The organism is Legionella micdadei (assembly GCF_000953635.1).
Lineage (GTDB): Bacteria > Pseudomonadota > Gammaproteobacteria > Legionellales > Legionellaceae > Tatlockia > Tatlockia micdadei.
In genome coordinates, this window is record NZ_LN614830.1 from 1178516 (window position 1) to 1204806 (window position 26291).

Sequence of the window (26291 nt, forward strand, 5' to 3'; positions counted from 1 at the left end):
AAGTTCAAAGAGTTTAAGCCATGAACCCGCGGATTCCTCGCTTACTGCAGTTACTTGCATTGAAGGAGAAAACGACTCGTTCAGCTGCAGAGAGTTTATTTCGTGCTCGTGAACAATTCCTTAAAGGTAAGGCACGGCACGATCAGTTAGTTGGTTATAGGCAAGACTACATGCAACAACTCAGTGATATTGGTGGCAGTGGGTGTACTCTGGGCGATATGCGCAATCGAATAAATTTTATTGCTCAACTTGATGCCGCACTCTCACAGCTAAATCAACAGTTGGCGCAACTTGCGAAATATCGCTCACACTGTGAAGCGATTTATTTGCGGGCAAAATCCGAACAAGATGCTGTAAAACGTCTAATCGAGCGTGTTGAAGAACAAGAAAATACCAAGAAAGAACGCGCAGAACAAAAGGAAAGTGATGAGTATGCGCAAAAGCAGTGGTATAGTAAAAACTCTGCTACCAATTCGACGAAGCACAGTGAGTAAAATTTTAAAACGTTGCTGGATGTTTCTGGCTTTTTTAATTATTACCGCGGCGATCATGTCAAGCCTTTTTCGTGCCTTAACCCCCTGGGCTAAGCAATACAAGGCAGAAGTCGAACACCAGTTATCAGCCATACTGGGTGAAAAAGTTACCATTAACGCAATGGAAACGGGATGGTACTGGTTTGAGCCGGTAATTAAATTAAACAAAGTAAGCATTTCAGATGGTAGGCAGGAAGTCGTTAAATTAAATCGGTTGCTTGTTGGCATTAATTTATTCAGTTCACTTTGGCATTGGCAAATCCAACCAGGGGTGCTTTTCATCGATGACTTGCATTTAAGTCTGCGTCAAATCAATAACGGCTGGGATATCGAGGGTATCGATGGTTATGATGAACCTAAGATGGGCTGGGATTCAGCCAAACCAATCCTTGCATGGATATTAGCTCAACAAAAAATCATTATTAAAAATCTTTCAGCCCAGCTTTATATGCAGGATGGAACTGTTATTCCGCTTAGTGAGCTAAATCTTAATATCGCTAACCATGCTGGTCACTACAATATCCGAGGTAGGGGAAGTTTAGCGCAAACCGCTGCTACGAATTTTCAATTGCTTGCCGATTTGAATTTGGATCCCTATGCATTGGATAAGACATCAGGGCATGTTTTTTTCTCCATCCAGCACTTGTTACCTGCACAATGGCAGGGGTTTGTTAATCCTTCACGGTTTCAGTTATTAGGCGGAAAAGGCGATGCCCAATTATGGGTGGATCTAGCTCGAGGACAAATACAGAATATCCAATCAAGGCTTCGAGTCCGGAATTTAGCTTGGACTGATAAAGAGACGCAAAAAAATCAAGTCATACAACTCTTGAAAGGAAACTTAGCCTGGAAACCCACGAGAGCAGGCTGGGAATTCACTGGGGATAAAATTCGCTTACACTTAGCAGATACTCATTGGCCTCAGAACAGTTTGTTGCTCCGTTATGAAAAAAATAAGGACGCTTATTTTGTCTATGTCCAGAATATTTTACTCGAATCACTCCTCTCTTCTTCAATCACTTGGCCTCAATCACTCATGCCAATATTAGCCATGAAGCCTCACGGTCAATTTCAGGATACTCAAATTCACGTTAATCAAGGCAAATTGAGTTCCGTGCTTACTCGTTTTTCTAATTTAGGATGGCCTGCCAAGGCGAAGTCGCCTGGGGTAGACAATCTTTCCGGAACTATACATTGGCAGCCGAATGAAGGGAATTTAAAATTAGCAGGCGAGGAAGCCGTACTGACCCAAAAAAAACAACCCGCGATAACCTTTTCAGTGCTGAGTGCTTCTTTTAATTGGCAAACATTAGGAGATGGCCTGCGTGTGAGCATGGAGCATTTTATACTTAACCATCCAAACCTGTTGCTAAATTTAACAGGTGTTTTGGATAAGGTTAATGCAAATTCTTCTGGGCAGCTAAATCTTAAAGGTGAATTTTCTATGAAAAATGCACAGGGATTATTGCCTTATTTACCTTCTAAATATCTCAAAGCAAAATTGGATGCTTGGCTCAAACACGATATTAAGCGAATCAATAAGGCTCAAGGGAAAATTAGTATCAATGGCCCTCTCGCTGATTTTCCTTTTGATAAGCAACCGGGTGAATTTTCGATTAAGAGCCATTTAACCGGTGTCGATTTAATTTTTGCTCCCCATTGGCCCGTAACCAAAAATATCGAAGCTTATTTGCAGGTCGATAAGCGAACTTTAGAGGCGAATATTATCAATGCCGATTTGAAAGAGATGAGGGTGACTGAAGGAAATTTGCGAGTTACTGATTTAGGTTTAGATAAAGAAGTATTACTCATTCATAGCAAATTACGTGCATCGGGCGAAAAAGCCTTAACTTATGTCATGTCTTCACCCCTGAAGAAAAAATTATCGGCACTTACCATGCTAAAGATACATGGTTTGCTTGATTTGGATTTTAGATTGGAAGCTGCGCTATATCCCGGGAATGACACTATTTTGGTGCTAGGCGATATTAATTTCAAGAATAACACCGTCCATGTTCACCACAGTATGGATGATGTGGAGTTACAAAATTTAACTGGGAATTTACAATTCAACCAGAAAGGCGTTATAGGCAGTGGTTTGAAGGCGTTAATTTTGAATAATCCGGCAAACTTAATGATTCAGTCAATCCATGAGCCTATACCCTATACTCAGGTCAACATTTCTGGGGAAACGACCGTTGATGTGCTCAACAAAAAATTTAATCTCCCTATCCTCTCTTTGATGCGCGGGGCTGTGTGGATGGATGGAGAACTTAAGTTAACGGATGATCCCAACGATTTAGATCACCTTCAAGTTAAAACTTCATTAGTTGGCTTAAGTATTGATTTGCCACCTCCTTTTGGCAAAGCAGTTGAAACGAAAATGCCGCTTACCGTAAACATAGATTTCAATCCGCAAAAGGCGGTGAGATTGCGTTTTAACTACGATAATCAATTAAGTAGCGATTTATGGTTTTCCCGGCCTAATGATGCATTTAAATTACAAAAAGGAGAAATACGTTTAGGAGGGGGGGCTGCCAAAGAGAGTAAGCAACATGGTTTACAGTTGGTAGGAGCATTGCCTTATTTTGAATTAGATCAATGGATCAAGACGAAAGCGAAATTACCGGAACTCACAGGTAAAAGTACATTAGTTGATTCATTAAATTTAATCGATGTCAAACTGCATAAAACTAAAATATGGAAGGAAAAATACGACGATTTAGCTTTTAAAGCTTCAAAACTCAACAGTGGTGATTGGATTATTCAATTGGATCAAGCCGCTTTAGCTGCTCGGTTACGTTACCAACCTTCCTCCAACACATTGACAGGTCAATTTGATAAATTAAAACTTGAAAGCAAACCTTCTCAGCCTAATCCAGTAACGGCTGAAGTGAAATCAACTTTAAAGCCCACCGATTTGCCAAACCTTAATTTACGTATCGCATCTTTACAGCTGGGTGCTTTAGATTTAGGCGATGTGAGTTTAAAAGCCAAATCAAAACCTAACCGTTGGCAACTTGACCATTGTGAAATAAAATCGCCTTCTTATTGGCTCACTGCGAAAGGGGAATGGAAGCAAGATGGCAAAGCAAACTCGACTCGATTGCAAGCCGATTTGCACATCAATGATTTAGCATCAAGCTTGCAACGTTGGAAAGTTAGCCCAGCAATTGAAGCACAAAAGGGTGAATTGCGGTTTCGCGGTGGATGGCCTGGCAGCTTGTCTGAGTTTTCATTGGCAAAAATAAATGGTGAGATAGCTATTAATTTTAAAGATGGACGAATTACTAATTTAAGCCCCGAAACAGAAGAAAAACTTGGTTTAGGCAAGCTATTAAGTATCCTTAGTTTGCAAACCATACCGCGGCGCCTGAAATTAGACTTCAGCGATCTAGCCAAAGGCGGTTACAGCTTTGATCAGTTCCAAGGGAGTTTTAACATTACCAATGGGGTTATGACTACACAAGATAGCTTTATTGATGGCCCTGTAGCCCATGCGTCGATGAAAGGAAATTTAGATATTGCTAATCAGTTGTATAATGTGGATTTAAAAATTTCTCCCCACATCACTGCAAGTTTGCCAGTGGTAGCGACCATAGCTGGGGGTCCCGTAGCCGGTTTTGCGACTTGGGTAGCAAGTAAAATAATTAATCAAAGTATGCAAAAGATTAGTGGCTACTCTTACAAAGTTTCGGGTCCATGGAAACAACCCACAGTGGAAGAGATCAGTATCATTAAAAAGCGATTAGCGGCTTATAGAAACCGTTATCGCACGGCTTAAGCAAGAATAGAATCGATCAAGTCCCTATGTTGGGTTTGGCCGTAATTTTGAATAGGATATTTATATGTGGGAGGCGCTCTTTAAATGTTATTGGCAAGTAGCAATCTTAAGAAAGAGTCCGGAGAATACCCCTTACTCTCCATTTTTGTTAGGCCTCATCGCCGTTTTATTTTTTTTGTTGATCATCTTGCAATGGTATCTCGCCGATTTTAAGCAAGCATTTAATCCGTTTATTTCGATTTTAGCAGGCTTGAGTTTGCTTTGCTCCTATTTCGGTTACACCTATGCGATATTAAAAATTTACCGTAAAACAAATCGTTCCTTACAGACTTTGACAGCACTTTTATTTTGCCACGCAATTGTGCATTTTTTTGCATTCCCTTTGCTGATTATGACCCCGTTATTGATAAGTGGTGATATGAGTCAAGTACTTGGTCTTTTTTTAGGTATTGTGTATTTAGTTATCACTTTGTTGCTAACTATTTGGCAATTTCTGGTGACAATCCATATTTACAAACAAGCCTTAGAGGTGGATTATGTAGGCGGTGTGTTAGCAAGTTTTGGACTATTAGCTTGTAATATTTTAACAGTTTCATTTTGGCAATGAGAGTACATTATGCATTTACACATTTTAGGTATTGGCGGAACATTCATGAGCGCTCTAGCGATTTTAGCAAGAGAGGCAGGTTTTAAGGTAACGGGATGTGATGCAAATTGTTATCCTCCTGTGAGTGATTTACTTCGCGCTAAACAGATTGAATGGACAGAAGGCTATGAAGATACTGCTCAAGCTTTAAAAGCGGATTGTGTCATTGTAGGAAATGCAATCAAAAGAGGGCTGCCGGTTATCGAAGCAGTTCTTAATGCCGGTAAAAACTACACTTCTGGTCCACAATGGTTAGCTGAAAATATATTATCTCGCTATCGTGTCTTGGCTGTTTCAGGGACTCATGGTAAAACCACGACAACTTCAATGCTTGCTTTTATCTTGCAACAAGCAGGTAAGCAACCAGGATTCCTAATTGGCGGTGTGGCACCCAATTTTAATACTAGCGCATATTTAGGACAGGGGGATTGGTTTGTTATTGAGGCAGATGAGTATGATTCCGCGTTTTTTGATAAGCGTCCGAAACTCATGCATTATCGGCCAGAGGTGGCTATTTTAAATAACTTGGAATTTGACCACGCTGATATTTATACTGATCTTACCGCAATCCAACAACAATTCCATTATTATTTAAGGACTATCCCCAACAAAGGGGTCGTAATCAAACCCCGCGATGACGCTGCGTTAAATAACGTTTTGCAGCGAGGGGTATTCTCCACAGTTGAAGACCTTGCTTTTACTGGTGAGGCTGTTTGGCGAGCCGAATTACTTCACGAAAATGGCCAAGCGTTTCGTGTTTGGCATAAAGGACAAGCTGTTGCTGAAGTAAATTGGCCATTAATTGGACGATTCAATGTCGAAAACGGACTTGCGGCAATAGCAGCGAGCTCGCATGCAGGTGTGGATATCGAAGTTGCTGCGGGCGCTTTAGCGGAATTTAAACCAGTTAAAAGGCGTCTGGAGGTCAAATCAAATCGGCATGGTATTACTATTTATGACGATTTCGCCCATCACCCAACTGCAATAACCAAAACTGTGGCAGCTTTGAAAGACAGTGGTCGACATAAGCGTATATTTGCTGTATTAGAATTTGCTTCTTACACAATGAAGACTGGTGTTCATGCCACAGCGATGGCTGAAGCATTAGCCCCTGTTGATGGTGCTTATGTCCTACAGCCCCAATTTGATTTGGCGAAAGTAGCAAAAGATTGGATTTGTCCTAATGAGGTGTTTCCTAGTGTCGCTGGCATTGTTAACGCGGTTGTTGCTAAGGTTCAACCTGGAGATGCTGTGTTGGTGATGTCAAACCGGGGTTTTGATAATATTCATCAACAACTAGTTACTGCTGTCGATGCTCGTTTTGGCGGTTAACACACATAAATTAGCTTTTTGTCATCCCGCGAAAACGGATAATTGGCGATCGGATAGCGGGGATGCAAGCATTGCCTCACCGTCAATACAAGTCAAATGACCCCGAACCGCGACTAAAGAGAGGGGATGGATAAGAAGCAAAGACTCTTGAATCCCCTGGCGCGTCTTGTCAAGGTTGTACCTTAATGACAATGCGCCTTTGCCGCGCTACCTGGATCACTTGCAAAGCCAACCCAAAACAAATATTGCAAATTCTTTGGCAGATTGTTATAAAAATAGAAAGATTACCCAGAAGAGAATAAATTCGCGTGGGGGTAACTCGTTATATAAAAAAAGCGAGTTGTTACCTTAAAAGTTGTTAGGGACAACGGCCTATGGAGGGAACCATGCTAGAGTTTGCCGAACTAGAACAGAATGCCAAAGCTTTTCCAAGCGAATTGGTTAAAGCTTATAAAAAAAAGAATTCGCTTTTTTTCTTTCCCTGCTTAGCCCCTGTCGTCCCTGGCTATCTTCTTGCCGATGCTCAGCTAATCCAAAGGATTGCCGAAAATTTAAGGTTTTATCCCTCAAGTATCCAAACTAAAAAATCAGTACTTAACGGGATTTATATTTATTTTTGGAGCCAATACAATACTACATTGCAGTGGTTTTTGCATAAGCCTTTGTTTAATTTAATGAAAAGGAACTTAGGTATTAATTCTTTGTCTGATATGGAGCTCAGTATCTATGAGGAGAGTCTGGATAAGCTAAGTGATTTTTCTTATTGGGTATTTAGAAATCGACACTATCACGAGATGAAACTCCTGTTTGAGGCTTTTCCCCCCGAAATGCAGGGAAATATCTATACATTGCGTCATAATCCTCCTTCAAAGATTGCATCGTGGATTAACGTCCTGCCAGAGATGATGACGGTGGCCTACGAAGGAAAAAAGAAGGTATTGTAAGGGAGAAATTATGGGTTATAAGCCACCGTTATATCAGGATATTCAGCTAGAGACAAACGAATTACGCAGGAAATTTAGCGACCTTACAAATACTTATCTTTTTCCACCTACTGCTCAGCTCTTGGAGTATGTTGATTTAAAAATTGAAGAAACTTACCGTAAAAAGGTCAAGATGGGGGGAAGAAAGCCTGATCCTGTACGATTAGATCAAATCTCTTTTATTAAACACGTGCGCAATGATTTGAGCGAGGATTTATCCTCTGAAAAGAATGAAGAGCGTTTGGAGGCAGAGCGTATCCTTATGGGTGCTGTCGTCTATCGTTTTTTAAGGCTTAAGGAAAATTATAGTCCTAAGTTTGAAGCAAGCCTCAAAGGGGTGGCGCGCTTTTTTGCTAGCTATGGTTATAAGGACGTATCGAGTTGTGAATTATATAATACCCTCATGGAATTATTTAAGTTTGAAAAACTAGATCCATATACTGTCTCTGTTTGTTGCTCTTCTTTTAAAAAATATTTGGATTCACAAGAAGATCCAACAAGGTATGCTTACGTAAAAGCAGACCTCGAGTTTGATACAAAACTTTCCAATATCATAAAAGAAGCGACGGCCAACGTGGAATCCACCAAAATCTCGATGAAAAAGCAAATGGAGTACATTAGTTTTATTGAATCAATGGGGATGTCTCTAAACAAATCGGACTGTGAAGTCGCCACTTACCTAGAACAGCTCACGCACTTAATAGGTGAGAAAATCGAGACATTAGAGGACAGTCAAAGCTTATCGCGTAAGGAGATCTTGGAGTCTTTGGATACATTAAGCCCGAGTCCTGTTATTAGACAGGTTTTCGAAGAGTTCATCCCCCAAGAATTAGCCATTATGGCAAATGGTGAAATGCATACCCCCGATAATAAAGGTGATTGGTCAAGCGATGGTCAATTTGAAAATGTACTGTCAAAGCATCTAAAGATACAAAGCAAATACACCTTGCTGGGGGCTTATTTTCTTTGTTTAAATCAATGTAATGAAGATACTCCTGATCTACGTGCGGCACTTTGCACTGCAATTGGTGTAACAATCTCAAACAAATTAAATAAACAAGACGCTGAAGATAAAGAGACGATTGTTAAAGCATTGGATTACCTTGAAAAATTTATGCGAAGAGGGGCAATTCAAGAAGTGAGGTTCGATGTTTGGGATGGTGATAGAGAAATGAATCGGTTATTGGTCCAATTAAGGACTTCCTACGAGAGTGAAGCGATTGCTCGCGTGGTAATATAAAAAAATAAATATACGCTTGCAAAAATTTCAATTCCAACCTGGGACATCATTGCGAACGAAGAAGCAACCCAGAGTTCTTTGCTTCAAATTTTCTGGGTTGCCATTACCTTACTTTATAAAGTGACTATCTTTCAGATCAAGCGTGCCTACTTTCCCAGCTTAAACGAGATCATCTTAGGCGGTCGTTTCAAACTCAAATTTACCATCCTTCCAAATCACATTAATCGTATCACCCGATTGAAATTGCCCGGTCAACAAGGCTTGAGCTAATGGGTTTTCAAGTTTTTGTTGAATGACCCTTTTCAAGGGGCGAGCACCATAAACGGGATCATATCCTGCTTCAGCCAGATGCTTTAATGCATCATGCTTAACAGCTAATTCAATGTTTTGTTGAGATAGCCGTTGTTGCAAATGGCTAATCTGAATCTCGGCAATATTGGCGATTTGCTCTTTGGATAAAGGATGGAAGACGACGGTGTCATCGATACGGTTAATAAATTCAGGGCGGAAATGCTGACTTACAATTTCTAAGACGGCTGTTTTAATTTGCTCATAATTTAACTTAGATGCCATGTCTTGAATGAGGTGCGACCCTAAATTGGAGGTCATCACAATAACAGTATTGCGAAAGTCAACGGTTCTACCTTGGCCGTCGGTTAGGCGGCCATCGTCAAGGACTTGTAACAAGATATTAAAAACATCGCTATGGGCTTTTTCCACCTCATCCAACAGGATAACAGAGTAAGGACGACGTCGTATGGCCTCTGTTAAATAACCACCTTCTTCATATCCTACATAGCCTGGGGGTGCGCCAATGAGTCTTGCCACAGAATGTTTTTCCATAAATTCAGACATGTCAATGCGCACCATAGCCTCTTCTGTATCAAAAAGAAAAGCTGCAAGGGCTTTACACAGTTCTGTTTTTCCGACACCAGTGGGGCCAAGAAAGAGGAATGAGCCAATCGGTCGATTAGGGTCAGATAAACCTGCCCTTGAACGGCGAATTGCATTGGCCACAGCATCCACTGCTTCATTTTGGCCAATCAGCCGTTTATGTAAGGCGTCTTCCATATGTAAAAGTTTTTCTTTTTCTCCTTCCAACATTTTTGCGACAGGGATGCCAGTCCATTTAGAAACCACTTCAGCAATTTCTTCCTCTGTGACTTTATTGCGGACTAATTTATTTTCGGAGCCGGTTTTTTCTGAAGCAAGAACTTGAGCTAGTTGTTTTTCCAGTTCTGGAATTCGACCGTATTGCAATTCTGACATGCGTGTCAAATCGCCAGCACGCCGTGCTGTTTCTAACTCGAGTTTCGCTTGCTCTAATGATTCCTTAATTTGATTAGCACCCTGTAATGTAGCTTTTTCTGCTTTCCAAATTTCTTCCAGATCCGCGTAATTTTTCTCAAGTTCATCAATTGTCTGTTGCAAGTCGCTTAAGCGTTTTTTTGACGCCTCGTCATGTTCTTTTTTTAATGCCTCGCGTTCAATTTTTAGCTGAATTAAACGCCTTTCAAGTTTATCCATGGCTTCAGGTTTGGAATCAATTTCCATGCGAATTTTACTTGCTGCTTCGTCAATTAAGTCGATTGCTTTATCGGGCAATTGTCTATCGGTGATGTAACGTTGCGACAGCGTGGCAGCAGCAACAAGCGCGGGATCGGTAATTTCCACGCCATGATGGACTTCGTAGCGTTCTTGCAAGCCTCTAAGGATAGCAATCGTGTCTTCCACATTAGGTTCATTAACCAAGACTTTTTGGAAACGACGCTCCAATGCCGCATCTTTTTCAATGTATTGACGGTACTCATCCAAAGTAGTTGCACCAATACAATGCAATTCACCGCGGGCTAGTGCAGGTTTTAGCATATTTCCGGCATCCATGGCCCCCTCAGCCTTTCCAGCACCCACCATTGTGTGCAATTCATCGATAAATAAAATAATCTGTCCTTCTTGTTTCACCAGATCATTGAGTACTGCCTTTAAGCGCTCTTCGAATTCACCACGGAATTTTGCCCCAGCAATCAGTGCTCCTAGATCCAATACAAGTAAGCGTTTATCTTTTAAGCCTTCCGGGACTTCACCATTCACAATTCGTTGGGCCAGGCCTTCGACGATGGCTGTCTTACCCACACCTGGTTCACCGATCAGGACAGGATTATTTTTTGTACGACGTTGTAATACCTGAATAGTGCGGCGTATTTCATCATCACGCCCGATAACGGGATCAAGCTTTCCTTGCTCCGCACGTTCTGTTAAGTCTAAAGTGTATTTTTCCAGAGCCTGCCTTTGCTCTTCGGCGTTAGGATCATTCACTGTTCCGCCACCACGAATTTCATCGATGGCTTTTTCGATTGTTTTTTTATCAGCACCAGCTTGTTTGAGTAGTTTACCCAGGCTTCCTTCTTCACTTAAGGCTGCTAAAATGAACATCTCGCTAGAAATGTAACTGTCCTTACGCTGCTGTGAGAGTTTATCGGTTAAATTTAAAAGACGGTTTAGCCCATTTGATATATGAATTTCACCACCGGTACCTTCAACTTTAGGAAGTCTATCTAAAGCTTGATCCAGTAAGTTGCGAAGCTGGGATAAATTAACCCCTGCTTTAGTTAGCAGCGGCCTGCTGCTACCTCCTTGCTGATCAAGAAGCGCTTTCATAACATGTTCAGGCTCGATAAATCCATTATCTCGACCTAGGGCAAGGGATTGGGCATCAGCCAGAGCCATTTGGAACTTTGAGGTAAGCTTATCACTGCGCATAGAAGGCCTCTCTTAGAGTTGGATTAATTCAAAATTATTCATTTCTCATGCCGAAATCACATGATATTGTTTAAATTGCACGCTATCTGCCGTAAAATATGGGTCTATTTTTTAAAATCAAGTAGTTACCGATGAATAATACTCCCACGGGCGAAAATCCTGATTCTCAAGCGTTATTAAATCAAATCGTTCTCGAGTTTATGCGCGAACAAAAACGAAAAAGACGATGGCGTTGGTTTATGCGTATCGTCTATCTATTAATCTTCTTAGTTATTGCTTATAGCCTATTTAGTATGAGTGAAGAAGAAAAGGGCTCAAAAACCAAGCCCCATGTGGGTTTAATCGATATTAAAGGAAGCATATTTGACAGCCAAAGTGCTAGCTCAGAGAATTTTGTCAAAGGTTTGGATGACGCTTATAACAGTACTGGCCTTAAAGCGATCGTTTTACGCATAAATAGCCCAGGGGGTAGTCCAGTGCAAGCTGACTACATGTACAACACAATTAAACATTACCGTGATAAATATCCTGACATTAAAGTTTATGCTGTTTGTGCGGACATGTGTGCTTCTGCGGCTTATTATGTTGCGGCTGCTGCAGATGAAATTTATGCAAATCCTTCCAGTATAGTGGGTTCTATTGGCGTCTTATACAATGGGTTTGGTTTTGTTGATACCATGCAAAAGCTAGGTGTTTCAAGGCGGCTCGCAACTGCTGGAAAAAATAAGGGTTTCCTTGATCCGTTCTCTCCAGTTTTGCCCGAACAAACAAAGCTTTTACAAACTATGCTGGACGATATCCATAATGTCTTTATCGATAAAGTTAAGGAAGGCCGTGGTGATCGCCTTAAAATTGATAATTTAACCTTTTCAGGCCTTTTTTGGACAGGAGGGCAGGCTAAAGAGCGTGGTCTAATCGATGGTTTTGCCAGCAGCGGTCAAGTGGCTCGAGAAATCGTCAAGGTTGAAAAAATTATTGATTATACCTACAAGCAAAACGTATTTGAGCGTGTCGCCAAAAACCTTGGAACCGCAATGGTGGATCAACTGCCTATTGCTCTTGGGCTTCAGCAGGGATTCAAATCATAACCTTCACACTGACAAATTGATTGGGTAGTAGATGAGTAGGTTGGGACAAAAAAATGGCCCCAACCTGCCGTCTGTCTTAAACCCCTGTTAATTGTTTTATAAGAAAGCCATAATGTTTGCATAATAAACACATAATGCTCCGTTAATTATCTTTATGTACAATTATTAATCATATATAGTTAATTACGGATTCGCAATATGAAACTTACTGATTGGTGGAATGCTCTAATCACTGATTTAGATCGATTGAAGTCTTTAGTTAAACCAGAAACGGCTAATTCAGAACCATGGAAGGCGGCAATGGAAATGGCGACTCAAGGAAAAGAAATTGAATCAAATTTATTAGCTGCCCGGGGTAGAGAAACCGCAATTAAAAATGAATCCAAAAAATTGGGATCTGAATTTAACAGTGGTGCAACACGAGTTCCTCAATATCTTCCTGATGTGAATAATCCTGATGAATTGCTCTTTGCCATGGTTTATTATCAGCATCTTAGTCGCTATGTTCAAATTAATGAGGGCAATTCCTTAGTCTTAACAGGTGTGAGGGACAACGATTCTGTTGTACAGGCGAATATGCCTGAATTAAAAAGAAGAATCGAAGATTATTGCCGCAAAGAAGCCGATGCAGTCATTGGCGCCTTTCCCGATATTGCTCAACAAGAAGGGGCAGACCTATTTGAGAAAGTCCAAAATTTTCTTTCTGAACTACCTCTTGTGGATAAACTGGTAGGCCAATTTGAAGAAGAAGCCAAAAAGAAAATTGATGAATATGATCAGCGCAACGTGGAGTACAATCAGACCAACATTGCAGGGCTTTTTACAGCATTGGATTCTGTACTCAAAGAGAAAGAAAAAATTCTCAGAAAAATTGCCGAATATAAAAAATTTATCGAGGAACTGACCGAAGGTGATTCATTACTTGCTGTTTTAAAAGATGATACAAACCAGCTGGAGCAAAAATTTCCTCGCATTGCGGGCGAGTTAAAAAGCTTAGATACGCCCGACACCGAACGAGGTATGGGGGCGAAAATTGGGATAAGTACAGCACGTGGGTTGATTGCTGTAGGAGAAAAGACTGGCGAATGGGCAAGCTATTTAATAGGGAATACATTGGGCAGAATCGCCCCTCAAAGACTTAATGATCTTGGAGCAACCATAGTTAGCACGATAGGGGGTATTAAGGAGGCAGTAAAACCGGTTTCTAATACGGAGAGTAAAAAACAAGCGTTGATTGCAAAGGCGCAGAAGCAAATAGGTGTGCTGGCTGATGGATTGAATTTTGGTGAAGATCGTAAATTAAAAGTGAGTGGAAAGGATTTTGAGAAATTGTCTTCAGCACAAGTAAGCGAAATGGCTGATAAAATTGGGGCAATCAGGTACATAGTCCATATTCAAAAATGCTTGGCATTGTATGAACAAAAACAAGCTGCTACCGGAGTTGCGAGAATAACTCAGGTTGGCATCCTTAAACCAATTATAAATTGGTTAACTGAAACGCCTTTTCGCAGAGTCATGCATGATAAAATATTGCTGATTAGAGAGGCAGAAAAACTAGAGCAAGAGTTGGAGGCTTTGAAGGAAAAACTCGATAAAACCCCTTCTTATAAGCAAGATCAATTGGATGACGAGCTTAATAAAGCTTTACAAAAAACAGCTACGAAAGCGCAAAAAATACATTCAAATAGTATTTATACTCTTTTTTCTCACGATATTAAGAAAGAAAGTGAAGAGGCTGCAAAAGATTTAAAAGCTGTTACTGATACTGCTATGAGAACGAGGGGCTTATAAGAATTTAACCTATTTATTAAAGGCTGAATACATTTCTATTTTGCAGTCATAAATTTTAACTGAATTCATTGCGTATTTTTTATGGTAAGATAGAGGCTATTATTAATAAGAATTACTAATAATGCCTATTTCTCACCTTTTTCTTGCTCTTTTAGTTGTCGTAATCTGGGGATTAAATTTCCTTTTTGTTAAATTAGCCCTTCATGATATTCCACCCATACTTCTTTGTGTTCTTCGCTTTATTTTAGCAAGCATCCCAGCCATTTTTTTCATTAAATTACCTGCTGTGCCTTTTCGAGAGATTCTTTCCTATGGGCTTATTATGTTTGCCTTGCAATTTTCCTTTTTGTTCATAGGAATGCATGTAGGGATGACGCCTGGAATGGGGTCGATAATCATGCAAACCCAAGTCTTTTTTAGTATGTTTTTTGCGGCAATTTTGCTAGGGGAAAAAACATCGGTTTGGCAGATTTTTGGTGCAGTGATCTCGTTTTCAGGGATCGGCATTGTTGCCATGCATTTTGATAAAAACGTCTCATTATTAGGGTTTGTCTGTATTCTTACTGCATCAGCGGTCTGGGGATTTGGCAATCTTATTACGAAGAAAAACCACCATGTTAATATGATGGCGTTGGTGGTTTGGGGGAGTTTTGTTGCATGGGTGCCCTTGCTGCTTCTATCCTTATGGGTTGAGGGGCCACGTACGATTGTGCATTCTTTCCAACATTTATCTTGGCAAAGTGTAGGTTCGTTATTCTATATTGTCTATGCTTCAACCTGGATTGGGTATGGGGTATGGAATTGGTTAATAAGTCGTTATCCAGTAGGTGTGGTAGTGCCTTTTACTTTATTAGTCCCAGTTGTCGGTGTATTGAGTTCGGTATTATTACTCGATGAACCTTTCTACTTATGGAAGTTGGTTTCTGGCTTGTTAGTGATTAGCGGTTTATTTATCAACCTATTCGGTGGACGTTTATTTGCCCCAAAAGTACAGCAAGAGGTTTTTTAACCGAACCGGGCCGTTTGGCCGATTTCTCGAAGCCTTGTTGGTTTCGAGACACTCGGCACGAACGGATGAAAAGGGTTTGTGGATATCAATCTCGGAATAATTTAATGCAATAAAAATGGCTAAGAGTCGCAACCCGACCGACTAGCCTTTTGTGACTGGCATTAACGTTTGCAACAAGGATTTAAACACTTTAGGTGTGCCTGCAACAATGTCCCCCGACTTCAGGAAATCTTCGCCGCCTTGCATATCACTGACTAAGCCGCCAGCTTCTTTTATGAGTAGGCTGCCTGCAGAAATGTCCCAAGGGCGTAAGCCAAATTCCCATAACCCATCGAGTCTGCCACAAGCGACATAAGCTAGATCAAGTGCTGCCGATCCTGTTCTCCTAACACCGGCACATTTACCAATCAGCGCTTCGAACGTGGGCATATAGCGATGGGCTAGCGTTGTATTGCGAAAAGGAAAACCTGTTCCTAACAAGGCACCATTCAGTTGCGTTTGTTTGGAGACCCGTACACGACGGTCATTAAGTCGCGCACCACATCCACGGCTCGCCGAAAAGCACTCGTGGCGGAGGGGGTCATAAACTACTGCGTGCTCTAAGCGATTTTTAACTTTATGTGCTATAGAGACCGAGAATGAGGGGAAGCCATGCAGATAATTTGTCGTGCCGTCTAAAGGATCAATGATCCATACCGAGTCTGCATCGTCGTTATGAACACCACTTTCTTCAGCAATAATGCCATGGTCAGGGTAGGCTTTGCGAATTGTGGCAATAATGGCTTGTTCAGCTTTGACATCTACTTCACTGAAATATTCTTCACTGCTTTTGGCAGTTATTTTTATTCGATCGATTTGTTCAATATAACGGATAATAATGTCCCCGGCTGAGCGGGCGGCAGTAATAGCAATGTTTAGTAATGGCTGCATGAGTTCACTCGTTTTCTACAAAACCAGCGATCTTACCACATTTTTTTTGTACAGAGAGGAGTCATTGCTGGTATAGTTGCTATCATTAAATTTAGAGCTCCCACGAGCTACCTAAATGACCTGGATTTTTGGGTAAAAAATGCACAAAAGTATCCCTGTTTCTCGCGAAAACATCCATGGTTTTCGAGGTTTTTGCCCAAAAACCTAGGCAGCAAAGGCTGCAGTGGGATTATTGCCTAAGGTTGTTTTATGAATTTTGCTTCAATTCGAATAGTTTTAGTTGCAACCTCTCATCCTGGAAATATTGGTTCGACTGCAAGAGCCATGAAGACCATGGGATTGCGTAAGCTTTATTTAGTAACGCCTAAATCGTTTCCTGACCAAAAGGCCTATGAAATGGCGGCAGGCGCTGATGATGTTTTGCATGAAGCGCAAGTGACTATGTCCCTTGATGAAGCATTGAAAGATTGCCAACTGGTTTTTGCCACAAGCGCTAGACCACGCGGAATTGCTTTACCTGGGCTAACCCCTGCGGGTTGTGCAGAACTAATAAGCCAGAAGCCAGATAATACTGAAATAGCGATAGTCTTTGGTCGTGAGCACGCCGGACTAACTAATGAAGAGTTATTGCGCAGTCATTATCATGTCAATATTCCCTCCAATCCCGAGTACAGCTCGTTGAACCTTTCGCAGGCTGTACAAATCATTGCCTACGAATTGCGGATGAAACTCCTCAAACCAATAGCTGAAGTGGAGTTGCATCGAAGTCGTCCGGCAACAGCTGATGAGATAGAAGGATTTTATGTTCATCTTAACGAGGTAATGACTGCGATTGAATTTTTAAAACCGACCAATCCAACAAAACGGTTACAACAAAGAATTCGCCGTTTGTTTAATCGGTCACAATTAGAACACACGGAGATATGTATTTTACGCGGCATTTTAAGCCAAGTGCAGTATGCCTTGAAACATGCGGATAAAAAATGACCGGAGATAGGTATGAGTAAGCTACCGATTTACTTAGACTACATGGCAACAACGCCTGTTGATCCCCGTGTAATAGAGAAAATGATGAAATACTTGGGTCCAGAGGGCCATTTTGGCAACCCTGCATCGGTAACGCATGTTTATGGCAAGGTAGCGGCAGAAGCGGTAGAACGCGCCCGTGCACAGATTGCTGAAGTGATTCACACCACACCCCAAGAAATCGTATTTACCTCAGGGGCTACGGAAGCCGATAATCTGGCAATTTTGGGTGCTGCACGCTTTTATCAGCGCAAAGGACGGCATGTGATCACCATGCGAACTGAACATAAGGCTGTCCTCGATACCTTTCACCAACTCGAGCGCGAAGGATTTACGGTGAGTTATCTAAATCCACAACCAGATGGGTTGCTCGATTTGAATACTCTGGCTGAATCTTTACGTGAGGATACGATTCTCGTGTCGATTATGCATGCCAATAATGAAATTGGCGTAATACAGGATATTGCTGGGATTGGCGAATTATTACGCGATAAAGGAATTATTTTCCATGTGGATGCAGCACAAAGTGCTGGAAAGCTTGAAATTGATCTGACCAAGTTATCTGTGGATCTAATGTCATTTTCAGCCCATAAAATTTATGGCCCTAAGGGAATTGGAGCACTTTATGTACGTCATAAACCAAGGGTTCGACTCCAACCCTTGTCGTTTGGGGGGGGGCACGAAGGCGGGTTACGCTCAGGCACATTGGCAACCCACCAAATTGTGGGTATGGGAGAAGCGTTGACTCTTGCAAAAGAAAGCCGAATAGAAGAGCAGGCAACAATTTTGCGGCTTCGCCAACAATTATGGGATGGCATTAAACATCTGCCCGGCATCCGTTTAAATGGCCATGAGCATAAGCGTCTCGCTGGGAACCTTAACTTGACATTCGCAGGTGTAGAAGGGGATTCATTGTTATTGGCGCTGCGTGAAATAGCCATCTCAACCACCTCAGCCTGTTCAGCAGCGAGCATGCAACCCTCCTATGTGTTGCGCGCTTTGGGTTTAACTGACGAATTGGCTTATAGTTCAATTCGTTTATCAATCGGGCGTTTCACTACCGAGGAGCAAGTGAAGCAAGTCATTGCTATAATATGCCATCAAATTAATCGATTGCACGAAATATCACCACTATGATGTATAATGAACTTGTAGAATCCTGCTTTTTTGCACCCAGCCACGTAGGAACAGTGGATTTAGCACTACCCTTGAGCGTTTATCATCGCTCTGGGGTAGTTGGGCGCGGAGATGTTTGCGATTTTTATTTGCAATGTAATGATGAGGGTTTTGTATTAAAAGCGCGCTTTAAAGCTTACGGTAGCCCCTATCTTGTTGCTGCAGCTGAATGGCTTTGCCGTCAATTGGAAGGAAGCCAAGTCCATATGCATCCTCAATTGACCTATGTCGTGTTAGTTGAAAAATTGGCTATACCTAAGACTCGCTACCCAGTAGCATTGCTCATTGAAGATAGTTATCAAGAGCTAATTCAAAAAATGAAACTAAAGTTAGAGGGGAAACAATCATGAGCGAAGTGATGCATCATACGAGCGGCACAGGATTTGGTGTTAGTTTGAGCGAATCAGCTATTCGTCACATTGTCGCTTATCTTGAAAAACAAAAAGACAGTAAAGGGGTACGTTTTTCAGTTAAAAAAACTGGGTGTTCAGGGATGTCTTATGTGGTTGATTATGTTGTTGCCCCAAAAGATAATGATATTGTGCACGAATTAACTGGCGGGTACCAACTTTATATCGATAAAGCGAGTTACCCTTATCTTAAGGGTATGAGAGTGGATTATGTCAAGCAGGGCTTAAACCATAAATTCATTTTCGATAATCCTAATCAAACAGGACAATGCGGCTGTGGCGAAAGCTTTACCGTAGAGTAACCTAGTCAATTGGTCGCGGCCCAGCATTTGGATCTTATTCAAATCCATGTTGGGTTGTGCGAACGATCCAATTTGCATTCCATTCTATCTAAGTGTTATTAAATAAATCTTTTTGAATTTATTCTGCATCAGCAGATGTATTGAATTCTTTTTGTTTATTTTATTAGCATAATAGAGCTATTTTTCCATAAAATGAATTAAATTATTTCAGATCGCGCAAAATTACTTGAAATAAAGATCATTTTTCCTTAAGCTTCCCTTAATAAATGAATATCATTGAAACAATGTTTACATACTTTGCTACATTTGGTAGCATATGCGTCATGATGTTCATTTATGGACTTATATAACTATTTTTTGATTGTTGGAGAGGATAATGAGTGCAGCAGTTATGCAGCGAGTTGAAAATCACAGCGAAGGGTTGAGCCAGCAAGTTATTGCTGCTGTGAAGGGATATCTAAATGCAGTTGGCAATAAAGAAGTTAATTTGAACCTTTATCAATTGATTGTTGAAGAGGTTGAAGCCCCTTTATTTCGTACAGTGATGGAGTTAACTCGATATAATCAATCTAAAGCCGCTCGTGTTCTTGGTGTCAGCCGTGGTACTTTGCGCACTAAGTTAAAGCGCTATTTTGATGATGAGTTCATTGGTACTCGAGGATAATCCTGGTCTTTCGCTAGGCACTCTGCTAGTATTAGTAACAGAGTCGGTCAGGCAATCGCTCTTTGTGCAAAACAAAGGGAGGAAAGTCCGGGCTCCGCAGGGCAGAGTGCCAGGTAACACCTGGGAGGCGTAAGCCTACGGAAAGTGCCACAGAAAATATACCGCCTGTTATTTTTAACAGGTAAGGGTGAAATGGTGCGGTAAGAGCGCACCGCGCGATTGGTAACAGTCGTGGCAGGGAAAACCCCACTCGGAGCAAGACCAAATAGGAATCCCACTTACTTTTTAGTAAGAGCGTATGGCCCGTACGGGATTCGGGTAGGTTGCTTGAGGCATGTGGTGACGCATGTCCCAGATGAATGATTGTCCACGACAGAACCCGGCTTATCGACCGACTTTTTTCGCTTAAGCATACTTCATCTTGATGTGTACCTCTTGATTCTAGTCATAACTCGACTTACTATCGCGCATTTAGGAATGCGATGAGACTTGACTATGATGCTATGTATCGACGTTGGTAATTCCCATATTTACGGGGGAGTTTTTGCTGGGGAAGAAATCCGTCTTCGCTTCCGCCATACATCTAAAGTCAGCACTTCGGATGAGTTAGGTATTTTTCTTAAATCAGTATTACGAGAAAATCAATGCTCTCCGGAGGCAATCAACCAAATTGCTATTTGTTCAGTTGTACCGCAAATCGATTATTCTTTGCGTGCAGCTTGTTTAAAGTATTTTTCCGTTGAGCCTTTTTTGTTGCAGGCAGGCGTAAAGACCGGTTTAAATATCAAATATCGCAATCCAGTTGAAGTTGGTGCTGATCGCATCGCCAATGCCATTGCTGCTACTTCCTTGTTCCCTGGGAAAAATATCGTGGTTATTGATTTTGGTACCGCAACCACTTTTTGTGTCATTACTGCGCAAAAAGGGTACTTAGGCGGAGCAATTCTTCCAGGTGTGCGTTTGTCGGTGGATGGACTGGCCTCAAAAACGGCGAAATTGCCGGCGGTCGAAATCATTAAACCTGAGCAAGTTGTTGGTCGTTCGACAATAGAAAGCATTCAATCGGGAGTTTTCTACGGGGCTTTGGGTGCTTGCCGAGAATTAATTCACCGCATAAAAGAAGAGGTTTTCCTTAAGCAAGAAGTTTTGGTACTGGCAACAGGAGGCTTCGCTTCTTTATTCGATAAGCAAGAAATTTATGATCATTTAGTTCCAGATTTAGTGTTACAAGGAATTCGTTTGGCAGCAGAGTTAAATCGTTAGGCAATTACTCTAAGGGAAACATTTCAGGAGAATTGGGAGTTGCATCGGCACCCGGGCTATCTGATTACGTCATTGAGATGTCGAGTTAACAGTTGGTAAATCAGTTGTATTTCTGTTTTTTATTCAGCGTACCCCTTTAATTTGGTTGAAATTTTTGCGAGTGACCTCGAGGGCTAGATTTTTTCTTTCGTTTGTATGTTCATAAAAATTTCAAAATGAAAATTAAATCGCCAAATTTTGATTAAGTAAACCATCTTGTATGTACTTTTTTTAAAAATCTTCCCTTAAGGGGTTGACGCTTGGGAAATTGTGTTTCTATAGTGTATAAAAGTGGTTTAAAATAACAAAAAAGTGGAGAATTGTGGGAGGGTTGGGGAAGCGGACTGCCTGGTTGGATAAATCCAACCAGACAGCGGCTAACTCAACCTAACTGCATAAATTGATAAATCATGTTTCGTGGAATTAATGCCATTACCATCGACGGGAAAGGCCGGCTTGCAGTGCCAACCCGTTATCGAGATGCCTTGTCTGCACAAGAGAAGGCGTCATTGGTAGTGACTATTGATACAGAAGAAACCTGTTTGTTGCTTTATCCAGCATCGGAATGGCAAATCATTGAGGATAAATTACAAAGTTTGCCAAGTTTTAATGCTGCAGCACGACGCATTCAGCGTTTGTTGATCGGTCATGCAACCGATGTGGAGTTAGACAGCAATGGACGTATCCTGCTGCCTCAACTACTCAGGGATTATGCGCGGCTAGATAAAAAGGTAGTGATGATTGGCCAGGGTAATAAATTTGAAGTATGGGATGAAAGCTTATGGCAAACCAGACGTGAACAATGGTTAGCCGAAGAAGCCTCTAAAGAAGATGGACTGCCTGATGAAATGAAAACTTTTTCTTTGTAACGGAAGTAATTATGACAACGCATCAATCAGTATTGTTGCAAGAAGCAATTGATGGCTTAGCCATAAAACCAGAGGGTATCTATATTGATGGAACCTTTGGTCGTGGCGGCCATAGTAAGGCTATTTTGCAGCGGTTATCGGCCACTGGGCGATTGATTGCGATAGATAAAGATCCTGAAGCTATTGATTACGCGAGACAGCATTTTGCAAACGACCTACGGTTTCAAATTTACCATGGTTCTTTTGCTGAACTCGCTGAATTAGCCAAAGTAGAGAATGTCTACGGACATATTGACGGTATTTTATTAGATCTCGGTGTCTCATCACCGCAATTGGATAACCCTGAGCGAGGTTTCAGTTTTATGCAGCAAGGGCCTTTAGACATGCGCATGAATTTTAATCAAGAATTGGATGCAGCAGGCTTTATCAATCAAGCAGAAGCTGAAGAAATGGCCACCATTTTCAGGGAATATGGCGAGGAACGTTTTGCCGGCCGTATAGCGCGGGCCATTGTTGCAGCGCGTGAGCAAGCTCCCATTAAGACGACAGAGCAGTTAGCTGAAATCATTAAACAAGCAAATCCAAAGTGGGAGAAACACAAACACCCGGCAACTCGCGTATTTCAAGCGATACGGATTTATATAAACCAGGAGCTCAATGATCTAACGGCTTGCCTAAGCACTGCTGTGGATGCTTTAGCGGTAGGTGGGCGTTTAGTGATTATCAGTTTCCATTCATTAGAAGATCGCATTGTTAAGCAATTCATGCGCGATAAAGAGTATGGCCAGCGTCTTCCACCAGGAGTTCCCATTCGCAATGAAGAAATCTCAAGCAATTTTAAAAGAATAGGTAAGGCTATAAAAGCGTCTGATGCTGAAATAAAGCAGAATATCAGAGCCCGTAGCGCAGTTTTACGTATAGGAGAAAAAATAGCATGAATGCTGCGGCCAGAGCGATTAATCAAAGTAATTTTTTTACTGGACAATTATCAGATATGCGGCTTTCAAAACAACTTTGTTTTTTGTTGACCCTATTGCTTGCGGTTCTAGTCACTGCATTGGCGATTGTTTATACTACCAACGAGCATCGTATCTATTTCAGTCAATTGCAAAGCTTAGAACAAGAGGCTAACCAATTACAATTACAGTGGGGTCAATTACTCTTGGAGCAAGCTAGTCTTGCTACCCCTGCTCGAGTAGAACAGTTGGCAGTAGAGAAATTGCAAATGAGGTTACCATTGGATAAAGAAATTTATATATTACGAACAGAATGAAAAATAATGGCCACCAGGCACGATTAATCGTTGTATCTTGTTTTTTCCTCTTATTATTAGGCGCACTTTTATGGAGAATGCTGGATTTGACGGTTTTGCATCGTCAATTTTTACAAGGACAAGGAGACGCACGCAGTTTGCGCGTAGTCGATATTCCGGCACATCGCGGCATGATCACCGACCGACAAGGAATACCCCTTGCGGTAAGCACGCCAGTACAGAGTGTCTGGGTAAATCCTAAAACATTTGCGCCAACCATCAGCCAATTGACTAAATTATGTCGCCTATTAAACCTCTCTCCCAGGTATCTACGCAGCAGCCTAAGGCAATCAGGCAATCGAGAGTTCCTCTACCTGCATCGTCAGTTGCCGCCAACATTAGCTAAAAAAATTGAAGAGCTTAATATCCCCGGTGTTAATTTCCAGCAAGAGTTTAAGCGATATTACCCTGAAGGGGAGACTATGGCCCAGTTACTTGGTTTTACTAACATTGACGATATTGGGATCGAAGGGCTTGAACTTGCTTATCAAGATTGGTTAATGGGGATTAATGGTAAGAAAAGAGTGGTCAAAGATCGAATGGGAGAAATCATCGAAGAGCTTGGGGTTATTAAAACGCCAAGGCCCGGCCAAGATCTAGTTTTAAGCATTGATCGGCGCATCCAGTATTTGGCCTATCATGAATTGCAAAACACAATGGACAAATTTGCGGCAAAATCGGGTTCAGTGGTTGTAGTCGATGCACGAAACGGAGAAATTTTAGCAGTCGCTAATGCTCCGTCTTTTAATCCCAACGCGCGTGGTCGATACACTCTTGATAGTTATCGCAACAGGGCATTGACTGATACTTTTGAACCTGGGTCAGTTATCAAAGCATTTAGCATAGCAAGTGCTTTAGGAAGCGGGCTTTTTAAACCAGATACCATCATCGATACACGTCCAAGCTGGATGATTGTTCATGGGCACACGATTCGTGATATTCATAATTATGGTGTTTTGGATGTTACCGGTGTACTACAACATTCGAGTAACGTAGGTGTGGCAAAAATGGTCTTGGCAAGCCCGCCGGAACAATTAATTGGTTTGTTGCAGAGGGTTGGGTTTGGGCAACGTACTGAGAGCGGTTACCCAGGAGAAAGTGATGGTGGTATTGTCAGTGTTAAAGATGCAAATCCTTTTGTACTCGGGACTGTGAGCTTTGGTTACGGAATGACTGTCACTGCACTTCAATTAGCTAAGGCCTATCTTATTTTCGCAAACGAAGGGCGGCTAAAACCCGTAACGCTCCTTCATACGGAAAATACGCAAAATGAAACAACAGGCGAACAGGTTTTAGATAAAAAAACGGCGAAACAAGTCCTTGCGATGTTGGAAGCAGTGATGAATGGAGGGACAGGCCGTTCGGCAAGGGTACCTGGGTATCGTGTGGCAGGAAAAACTGGAACCGCTCAAATTGCTGGAAAAAATGGTTATGAAAAAGATCGCCATATTGCTAGCTTTGTTGGTATCGCCCCTGTTTCTAATCCACGTTTAGTTGTGGTAGTGGTGATTCACGAGCCTACTAAAAATGGTTATTATGCTGCCTCAGTGGCTGCTCCTCTTTTTGCACAAGTCATGTCCGGAACCTTGCGTATTCTTGATGTTCCGCCTGATCAAACAACGACAACATGAGGTGATGATGAAACTTGCTGAGCTGATGCAACCCTGGGTTAGAGGGGATATTCCTGAATGCGAGATTCTGGGGTTGCACAATGATAGCCGGCAAATTAAGCCAGGTTTTTTATTTTTTGCCTACCCTGGTTTGGCTACGGATGGACGCCTTTTTATTCCACAAGCAGTCCACGCTGGAGCAGCTGCATTAGTTTATGATCCGGAAAATTGGTCACCTGCTGATCACATATCCAGTAATTTTCCAGCTATACCTCTACCAGGATTAGCGGCGAAGCTTGGCGCCATCGCTAGCCGATTTTATGGGGAGCCGACAAAAAAGCTTGCTATCACCGGAGTGACTGGAACCAATGGTAAAACCACAATAGCTTACCAACTTGCACAAGCACATAACTTACTAGGTGAACATGCTGCCTATGTCGGAACAATAGGGCAAGGTGAGGTCACCGCATTAAAACCTTTAATTAACACAACACCCGATGCCCTTTGTCTACAGGAGCTCATGCATCAGTACGAGCAAGCTGCAATAAAGCAGGTTTGCATGGAGGTTTCTTCACACGCTTTATGTCAAGGACGCGTTGATGGGATTGATTTTCAGCAAGCGATTTTCACCAATCTAAGTCATGAGCATTTAGATTACCATCTAAATATGCAAGCCTATGCTGAAGCAAAAGCCTTGTTGTTTGCTATGCCTATGCTTAAATGGGCAATAATTAATCAAGATGATCCATACAGCCAGCTGATGCGTCAGCAAAGCAAGGCTAAACAACTAATTAGTTATGGAGTTAGGGAAAATGCTGAGGTAAAGGCCTTGAGTTGGGATGTAAGTCTCAAAGGGACAGAGCTTGAACTCATTTCGCCTTGGGGGCAACATGAACTGATAATCAATGCATTGGGATTTTTTAATATTTACAATGCACTTGCAGTGTTTACAAGTTTATTGGCTTATGGCTATCCGGTGGACAAGGTTGTTGCGGTCATGGCGAAATTACAAGCTGCTCCAGGAAGGATGGAAATTGTAAGTAAAGAGCCTTATGCCATTGTTGATTATGCGCATTCTCCTGATGCTTTGGAAAACGTATTAGCAACATTGCAGAATGTTAAAAAAGGGCGAATCATCGCAGTTTTTGGTTGCGGTGGCGATCGAGATAAAACAAAACGCCCGATCATGGGTAGAATCGCAAGTCAGTACGCGGATATTACCATTATCACTAGCGATAATCCTCGTACCGAAGATCCTCTGGCCATCATCGAATCAATTGAATCGGGCATTGATTCCAAAACCAATCTTTATAAAATTCCTGATCGCGAGCAAGCCATTGCCAAGGCAATTAACCTGGCTGAAAAAGAGGATATTATTTTAGTGGCGGGTAAAGGCCATGAAAATTATCAGCAAATCGGCAACGTACGTCATGCTTTTTCGGATCAAGCGATAATCAGACGATTGAATAAGCAACCTGCTCAAATTTGACCCTTTAGCTAAATTCAACATAGGGAATCTAATCT

The 26291-nt window shown here is 41.7% G+C and carries 22 protein-coding genes and 1 other RNA gene; 21 read left to right on the forward strand and 2 right to left on the reverse strand.

The window, feature by feature from the left end:
• Positions 1 to 20 precede the first annotated feature (20 nt).
• From fliJ to LMI_RS05305, 6 genes are all read left to right on the forward strand, one after another.
• Positions 21 to 494: a flagellar export protein FliJ gene (fliJ, locus tag LMI_RS05280; RefSeq protein WP_045098860.1), complete on the forward strand. Its 474-nt coding sequence runs from the start codon at positions 21 to 23 to the stop codon at positions 492 to 494.
• On the forward strand, positions 427 to 4317 hold the full coding sequence (locus LMI_RS05285; RefSeq protein ID WP_082050709.1) for a YhdP family protein: 3891 nt from the start codon (positions 427 to 429) through the stop codon (positions 4315 to 4317). Before fliJ ends, LMI_RS05285 begins: the two co-directional genes overlap by 68 nt.
• 64 nt (positions 4318 to 4381) lie before the next feature.
• Positions 4382 to 4924 carry a hypothetical protein gene (locus LMI_RS05290; RefSeq protein ID WP_045098862.1) on the forward strand — a complete coding sequence of 181 codons (543 nt, stop codon included), beginning with the start codon at positions 4382 to 4384 and terminating at the stop codon, positions 4922 to 4924.
• Positions 4925 to 4933: 9 nt separating this feature from the next.
• Positions 4934 to 6295 carry a UDP-N-acetylmuramate:L-alanyl-gamma-D-glutamyl-meso-diaminopimelate ligase gene (gene mpl / locus LMI_RS05295; RefSeq protein WP_045098863.1) on the forward strand — a complete coding sequence of 454 codons (1362 nt, stop codon included), beginning with the start codon at positions 4934 to 4936 and terminating at the stop codon, positions 6293 to 6295.
• A 386-nt stretch (positions 6296 to 6681) separates the two neighbouring features.
• Positions 6682 to 7239 carry a hypothetical protein gene (locus tag LMI_RS05300; protein WP_045098864.1) on the forward strand — a complete coding sequence of 186 codons (558 nt, stop codon included), beginning with the start codon at positions 6682 to 6684 and terminating at the stop codon, positions 7237 to 7239.
• A gap of 10 nt (positions 7240 to 7249) precedes the next feature.
• Complete coding sequence (locus tag LMI_RS05305; RefSeq protein WP_045098865.1) at positions 7250 to 8518, forward strand: hypothetical protein; 1269 nt, start codon at positions 7250 to 7252, stop codon at positions 8516 to 8518.
• Positions 8519 to 8692: 174 nt separating this feature from the next.
• Here the strand turns inward: LMI_RS05305 and clpB are convergent, their stop codons facing one another.
• Positions 8693 to 11278, reverse strand: coding sequence for an ATP-dependent chaperone ClpB (clpB, locus tag LMI_RS05310; RefSeq protein WP_045098866.1), 2586 nt, complete (start codon positions 11276 to 11278; stop codon positions 8693 to 8695).
• A 131-nt stretch (positions 11279 to 11409) separates the two neighbouring features.
• On the opposite strand from clpB, the gene LMI_RS05315 reads away from it, so the two are divergent.
• The 3 genes from LMI_RS05315 to LMI_RS05325 all read left to right on the forward strand — a co-directional run bounded on the left by LMI_RS05315 (position 11410) and on the right by LMI_RS05325 (position 15166).
• Positions 11410 to 12366 carry a S49 family peptidase gene (locus tag LMI_RS05315; RefSeq protein ID WP_045098867.1) on the forward strand — a complete coding sequence of 319 codons (957 nt, stop codon included), beginning with the start codon at positions 11410 to 11412 and terminating at the stop codon, positions 12364 to 12366.
• A 198-nt stretch (positions 12367 to 12564) separates the two neighbouring features.
• Positions 12565 to 14157, forward strand: coding sequence for a hypothetical protein (locus LMI_RS05320; RefSeq protein WP_045098868.1), 1593 nt, complete (start codon positions 12565 to 12567; stop codon positions 14155 to 14157).
• A 121-nt stretch (positions 14158 to 14278) separates the two neighbouring features.
• The gene (locus tag LMI_RS05325; RefSeq protein WP_045098869.1) at positions 14279 to 15166 is read left to right on the forward strand and encodes an EamA family transporter; all 888 of its coding nucleotides are present in this window, start codon (positions 14279 to 14281) and stop codon (positions 15164 to 15166) included.
• A gap of 141 nt (positions 15167 to 15307) precedes the next feature.
• Here LMI_RS05325 and LMI_RS05330 read toward each other — a convergent pair whose 3' ends face one another.
• Positions 15308 to 16096: an inositol monophosphatase family protein gene (locus tag LMI_RS05330; RefSeq protein ID WP_045098870.1), complete on the reverse strand. Its 789-nt coding sequence runs from the start codon at positions 16094 to 16096 to the stop codon at positions 15308 to 15310.
• A gap of 249 nt (positions 16097 to 16345) precedes the next feature.
• Between LMI_RS05330 and LMI_RS05335 the strand changes: the two genes are divergently transcribed.
• From LMI_RS05335 to LMI_RS05385, 12 genes are all read left to right on the forward strand, one after another.
• Positions 16346 to 17083, forward strand: coding sequence for an RNA methyltransferase (locus LMI_RS05335; RefSeq protein ID WP_045098871.1), 738 nt, complete (start codon positions 16346 to 16348; stop codon positions 17081 to 17083).
• Between the two features lie 12 nt (positions 17084 to 17095).
• Positions 17096 to 18259 (forward strand): IscS subfamily cysteine desulfurase, encoded by a 1164-nt coding sequence (locus tag LMI_RS05340; RefSeq protein ID WP_045098872.1) that lies wholly within the window; start codon positions 17096 to 17098, stop codon positions 18257 to 18259.
• The gene (locus LMI_RS05345; protein WP_052679462.1) at positions 18256 to 18648 is read left to right on the forward strand and encodes an iron-sulfur cluster assembly scaffold protein; all 393 of its coding nucleotides are present in this window, start codon (positions 18256 to 18258) and stop codon (positions 18646 to 18648) included. The genes LMI_RS05340 and LMI_RS05345 overlap by 4 nt, the downstream gene beginning before the upstream one ends.
• Positions 18645 to 19010: a HesB/IscA family protein gene (locus LMI_RS05350; RefSeq protein ID WP_045098873.1), complete on the forward strand. Its 366-nt coding sequence runs from the start codon at positions 18645 to 18647 to the stop codon at positions 19008 to 19010. The genes LMI_RS05345 and LMI_RS05350 overlap by 4 nt, the downstream gene beginning before the upstream one ends.
• A 376-nt stretch (positions 19011 to 19386) precedes the next feature.
• A complete protein-coding gene (locus tag LMI_RS05355; RefSeq protein WP_045098874.1) occupies positions 19387 to 19674 on the forward strand; it encodes a helix-turn-helix domain-containing protein in 288 nt (95 codons plus the stop codon).
• 39 nt (positions 19675 to 19713) lie between these two features.
• An RNA gene (gene rnpB, locus LMI_RS14995) (RNase P RNA component class A) lies at positions 19714 to 20077 on the forward strand.
• 92 nt (positions 20078 to 20169) lie between these two features.
• Positions 20170 to 20937 (forward strand): type III pantothenate kinase, encoded by a 768-nt coding sequence (locus LMI_RS05360; protein WP_045098875.1) that lies wholly within the window; start codon positions 20170 to 20172, stop codon positions 20935 to 20937.
• Between the two features lie 449 nt (positions 20938 to 21386).
• On the forward strand, positions 21387 to 21845 hold the full coding sequence (mraZ, locus tag LMI_RS05365; protein WP_045098876.1) for a division/cell wall cluster transcriptional repressor MraZ: 459 nt from the start codon (positions 21387 to 21389) through the stop codon (positions 21843 to 21845).
• 11 nt (positions 21846 to 21856) lie between these two features.
• Complete coding sequence (gene rsmH, locus LMI_RS05370; protein WP_045098877.1) at positions 21857 to 22783, forward strand: 16S rRNA (cytosine(1402)-N(4))-methyltransferase RsmH; 927 nt, start codon at positions 21857 to 21859, stop codon at positions 22781 to 22783.
• Complete coding sequence (gene ftsL / locus LMI_RS05375; protein ID WP_045098878.1) at positions 22780 to 23118, forward strand: cell division protein FtsL; 339 nt, start codon at positions 22780 to 22782, stop codon at positions 23116 to 23118. Before rsmH ends, ftsL begins: the two co-directional genes overlap by 4 nt.
• Entirely contained in the window at positions 23115 to 24788 is a 1674-nt protein-coding gene (locus LMI_RS05380) for a peptidoglycan D,D-transpeptidase FtsI family protein (RefSeq protein ID WP_045098879.1), read from the forward strand. The genes ftsL and LMI_RS05380 overlap by 4 nt, the downstream gene beginning before the upstream one ends.
• Before the next feature lie 7 nt (positions 24789 to 24795).
• On the forward strand, positions 24796 to 26256 hold the full coding sequence (locus tag LMI_RS05385; RefSeq protein ID WP_045098880.1) for a UDP-N-acetylmuramoyl-L-alanyl-D-glutamate--2,6-diaminopimelate ligase: 1461 nt from the start codon (positions 24796 to 24798) through the stop codon (positions 26254 to 26256).
• The last annotated feature ends 35 nt before the right edge of the window (positions 26257 to 26291 follow it).

Coding starts and splice junctions, on each gene's coding strand:
- LMI_RS05350 (WP_045098873.1), top strand. CDS start 18,645: ATGAGCGAAGTGATGCATCATACGAGCGGCACAGGATTTGGTGTTAGT.
- LMI_RS05320 (WP_045098868.1), top strand. CDS start 12,565: ATGAAACTTACTGATTGGTGGAATGCTCTAATCACTGATTTAGATCGA.
- LMI_RS05360 (WP_045098875.1), top strand. CDS start 20,170: ATGATGCTATGTATCGACGTTGGTAATTCCCATATTTACGGGGGAGTT.
- LMI_RS05305 (WP_045098865.1), top strand. CDS start 7,250: ATGGGTTATAAGCCACCGTTATATCAGGATATTCAGCTAGAGACAAAC.
- LMI_RS05300 (WP_045098864.1), top strand. CDS start 6,682: ATGCTAGAGTTTGCCGAACTAGAACAGAATGCCAAAGCTTTTCCAAGC.
- fliJ (WP_045098860.1), top strand. CDS start 21: ATGAACCCGCGGATTCCTCGCTTACTGCAGTTACTTGCATTGAAGGAG.
- LMI_RS05340 (WP_045098872.1), top strand. CDS start 17,096: ATGAGTAAGCTACCGATTTACTTAGACTACATGGCAACAACGCCTGTT.
- LMI_RS05325 (WP_045098869.1), top strand. CDS start 14,279: ATGCCTATTTCTCACCTTTTTCTTGCTCTTTTAGTTGTCGTAATCTGG.
- LMI_RS05290 (WP_045098862.1), top strand. CDS start 4,382: ATGTGGGAGGCGCTCTTTAAATGTTATTGGCAAGTAGCAATCTTAAGA.
- LMI_RS05355 (WP_045098874.1), top strand. CDS start 19,387: ATGAGTGCAGCAGTTATGCAGCGAGTTGAAAATCACAGCGAAGGGTTG.
- LMI_RS05285 (WP_082050709.1), top strand. CDS start 427: ATGAGTATGCGCAAAAGCAGTGGTATAGTAAAAACTCTGCTACCAATT.
- clpB (WP_045098866.1), bottom strand. CDS start 11,278: ATGCGCAGTGATAAGCTTACCTCAAAGTTCCAAATGGCTCTGGCTGAT.
- LMI_RS05315 (WP_045098867.1), top strand. CDS start 11,410: ATGAATAATACTCCCACGGGCGAAAATCCTGATTCTCAAGCGTTATTA.
- LMI_RS05330 (WP_045098870.1), bottom strand. CDS start 16,096: ATGCAGCCATTACTAAACATTGCTATTACTGCCGCCCGCTCAGCCGGG.
- LMI_RS05380 (WP_045098879.1), top strand. CDS start 23,115: ATGAAAAATAATGGCCACCAGGCACGATTAATCGTTGTATCTTGTTTT.
- rsmH (WP_045098877.1), top strand. CDS start 21,857: ATGACAACGCATCAATCAGTATTGTTGCAAGAAGCAATTGATGGCTTA.
- mraZ (WP_045098876.1), top strand. CDS start 21,387: ATGTTTCGTGGAATTAATGCCATTACCATCGACGGGAAAGGCCGGCTT.
- LMI_RS05335 (WP_045098871.1), top strand. CDS start 16,346: ATGAATTTTGCTTCAATTCGAATAGTTTTAGTTGCAACCTCTCATCCT.
- LMI_RS05345 (WP_052679462.1), top strand. CDS start 18,256: ATGATGTATAATGAACTTGTAGAATCCTGCTTTTTTGCACCCAGCCAC.
- ftsL (WP_045098878.1), top strand. CDS start 22,780: ATGAATGCTGCGGCCAGAGCGATTAATCAAAGTAATTTTTTTACTGGA.
- LMI_RS05385 (WP_045098880.1), top strand. CDS start 24,796: ATGAAACTTGCTGAGCTGATGCAACCCTGGGTTAGAGGGGATATTCCT.
- mpl (WP_045098863.1), top strand. CDS start 4,934: ATGCATTTACACATTTTAGGTATTGGCGGAACATTCATGAGCGCTCTA.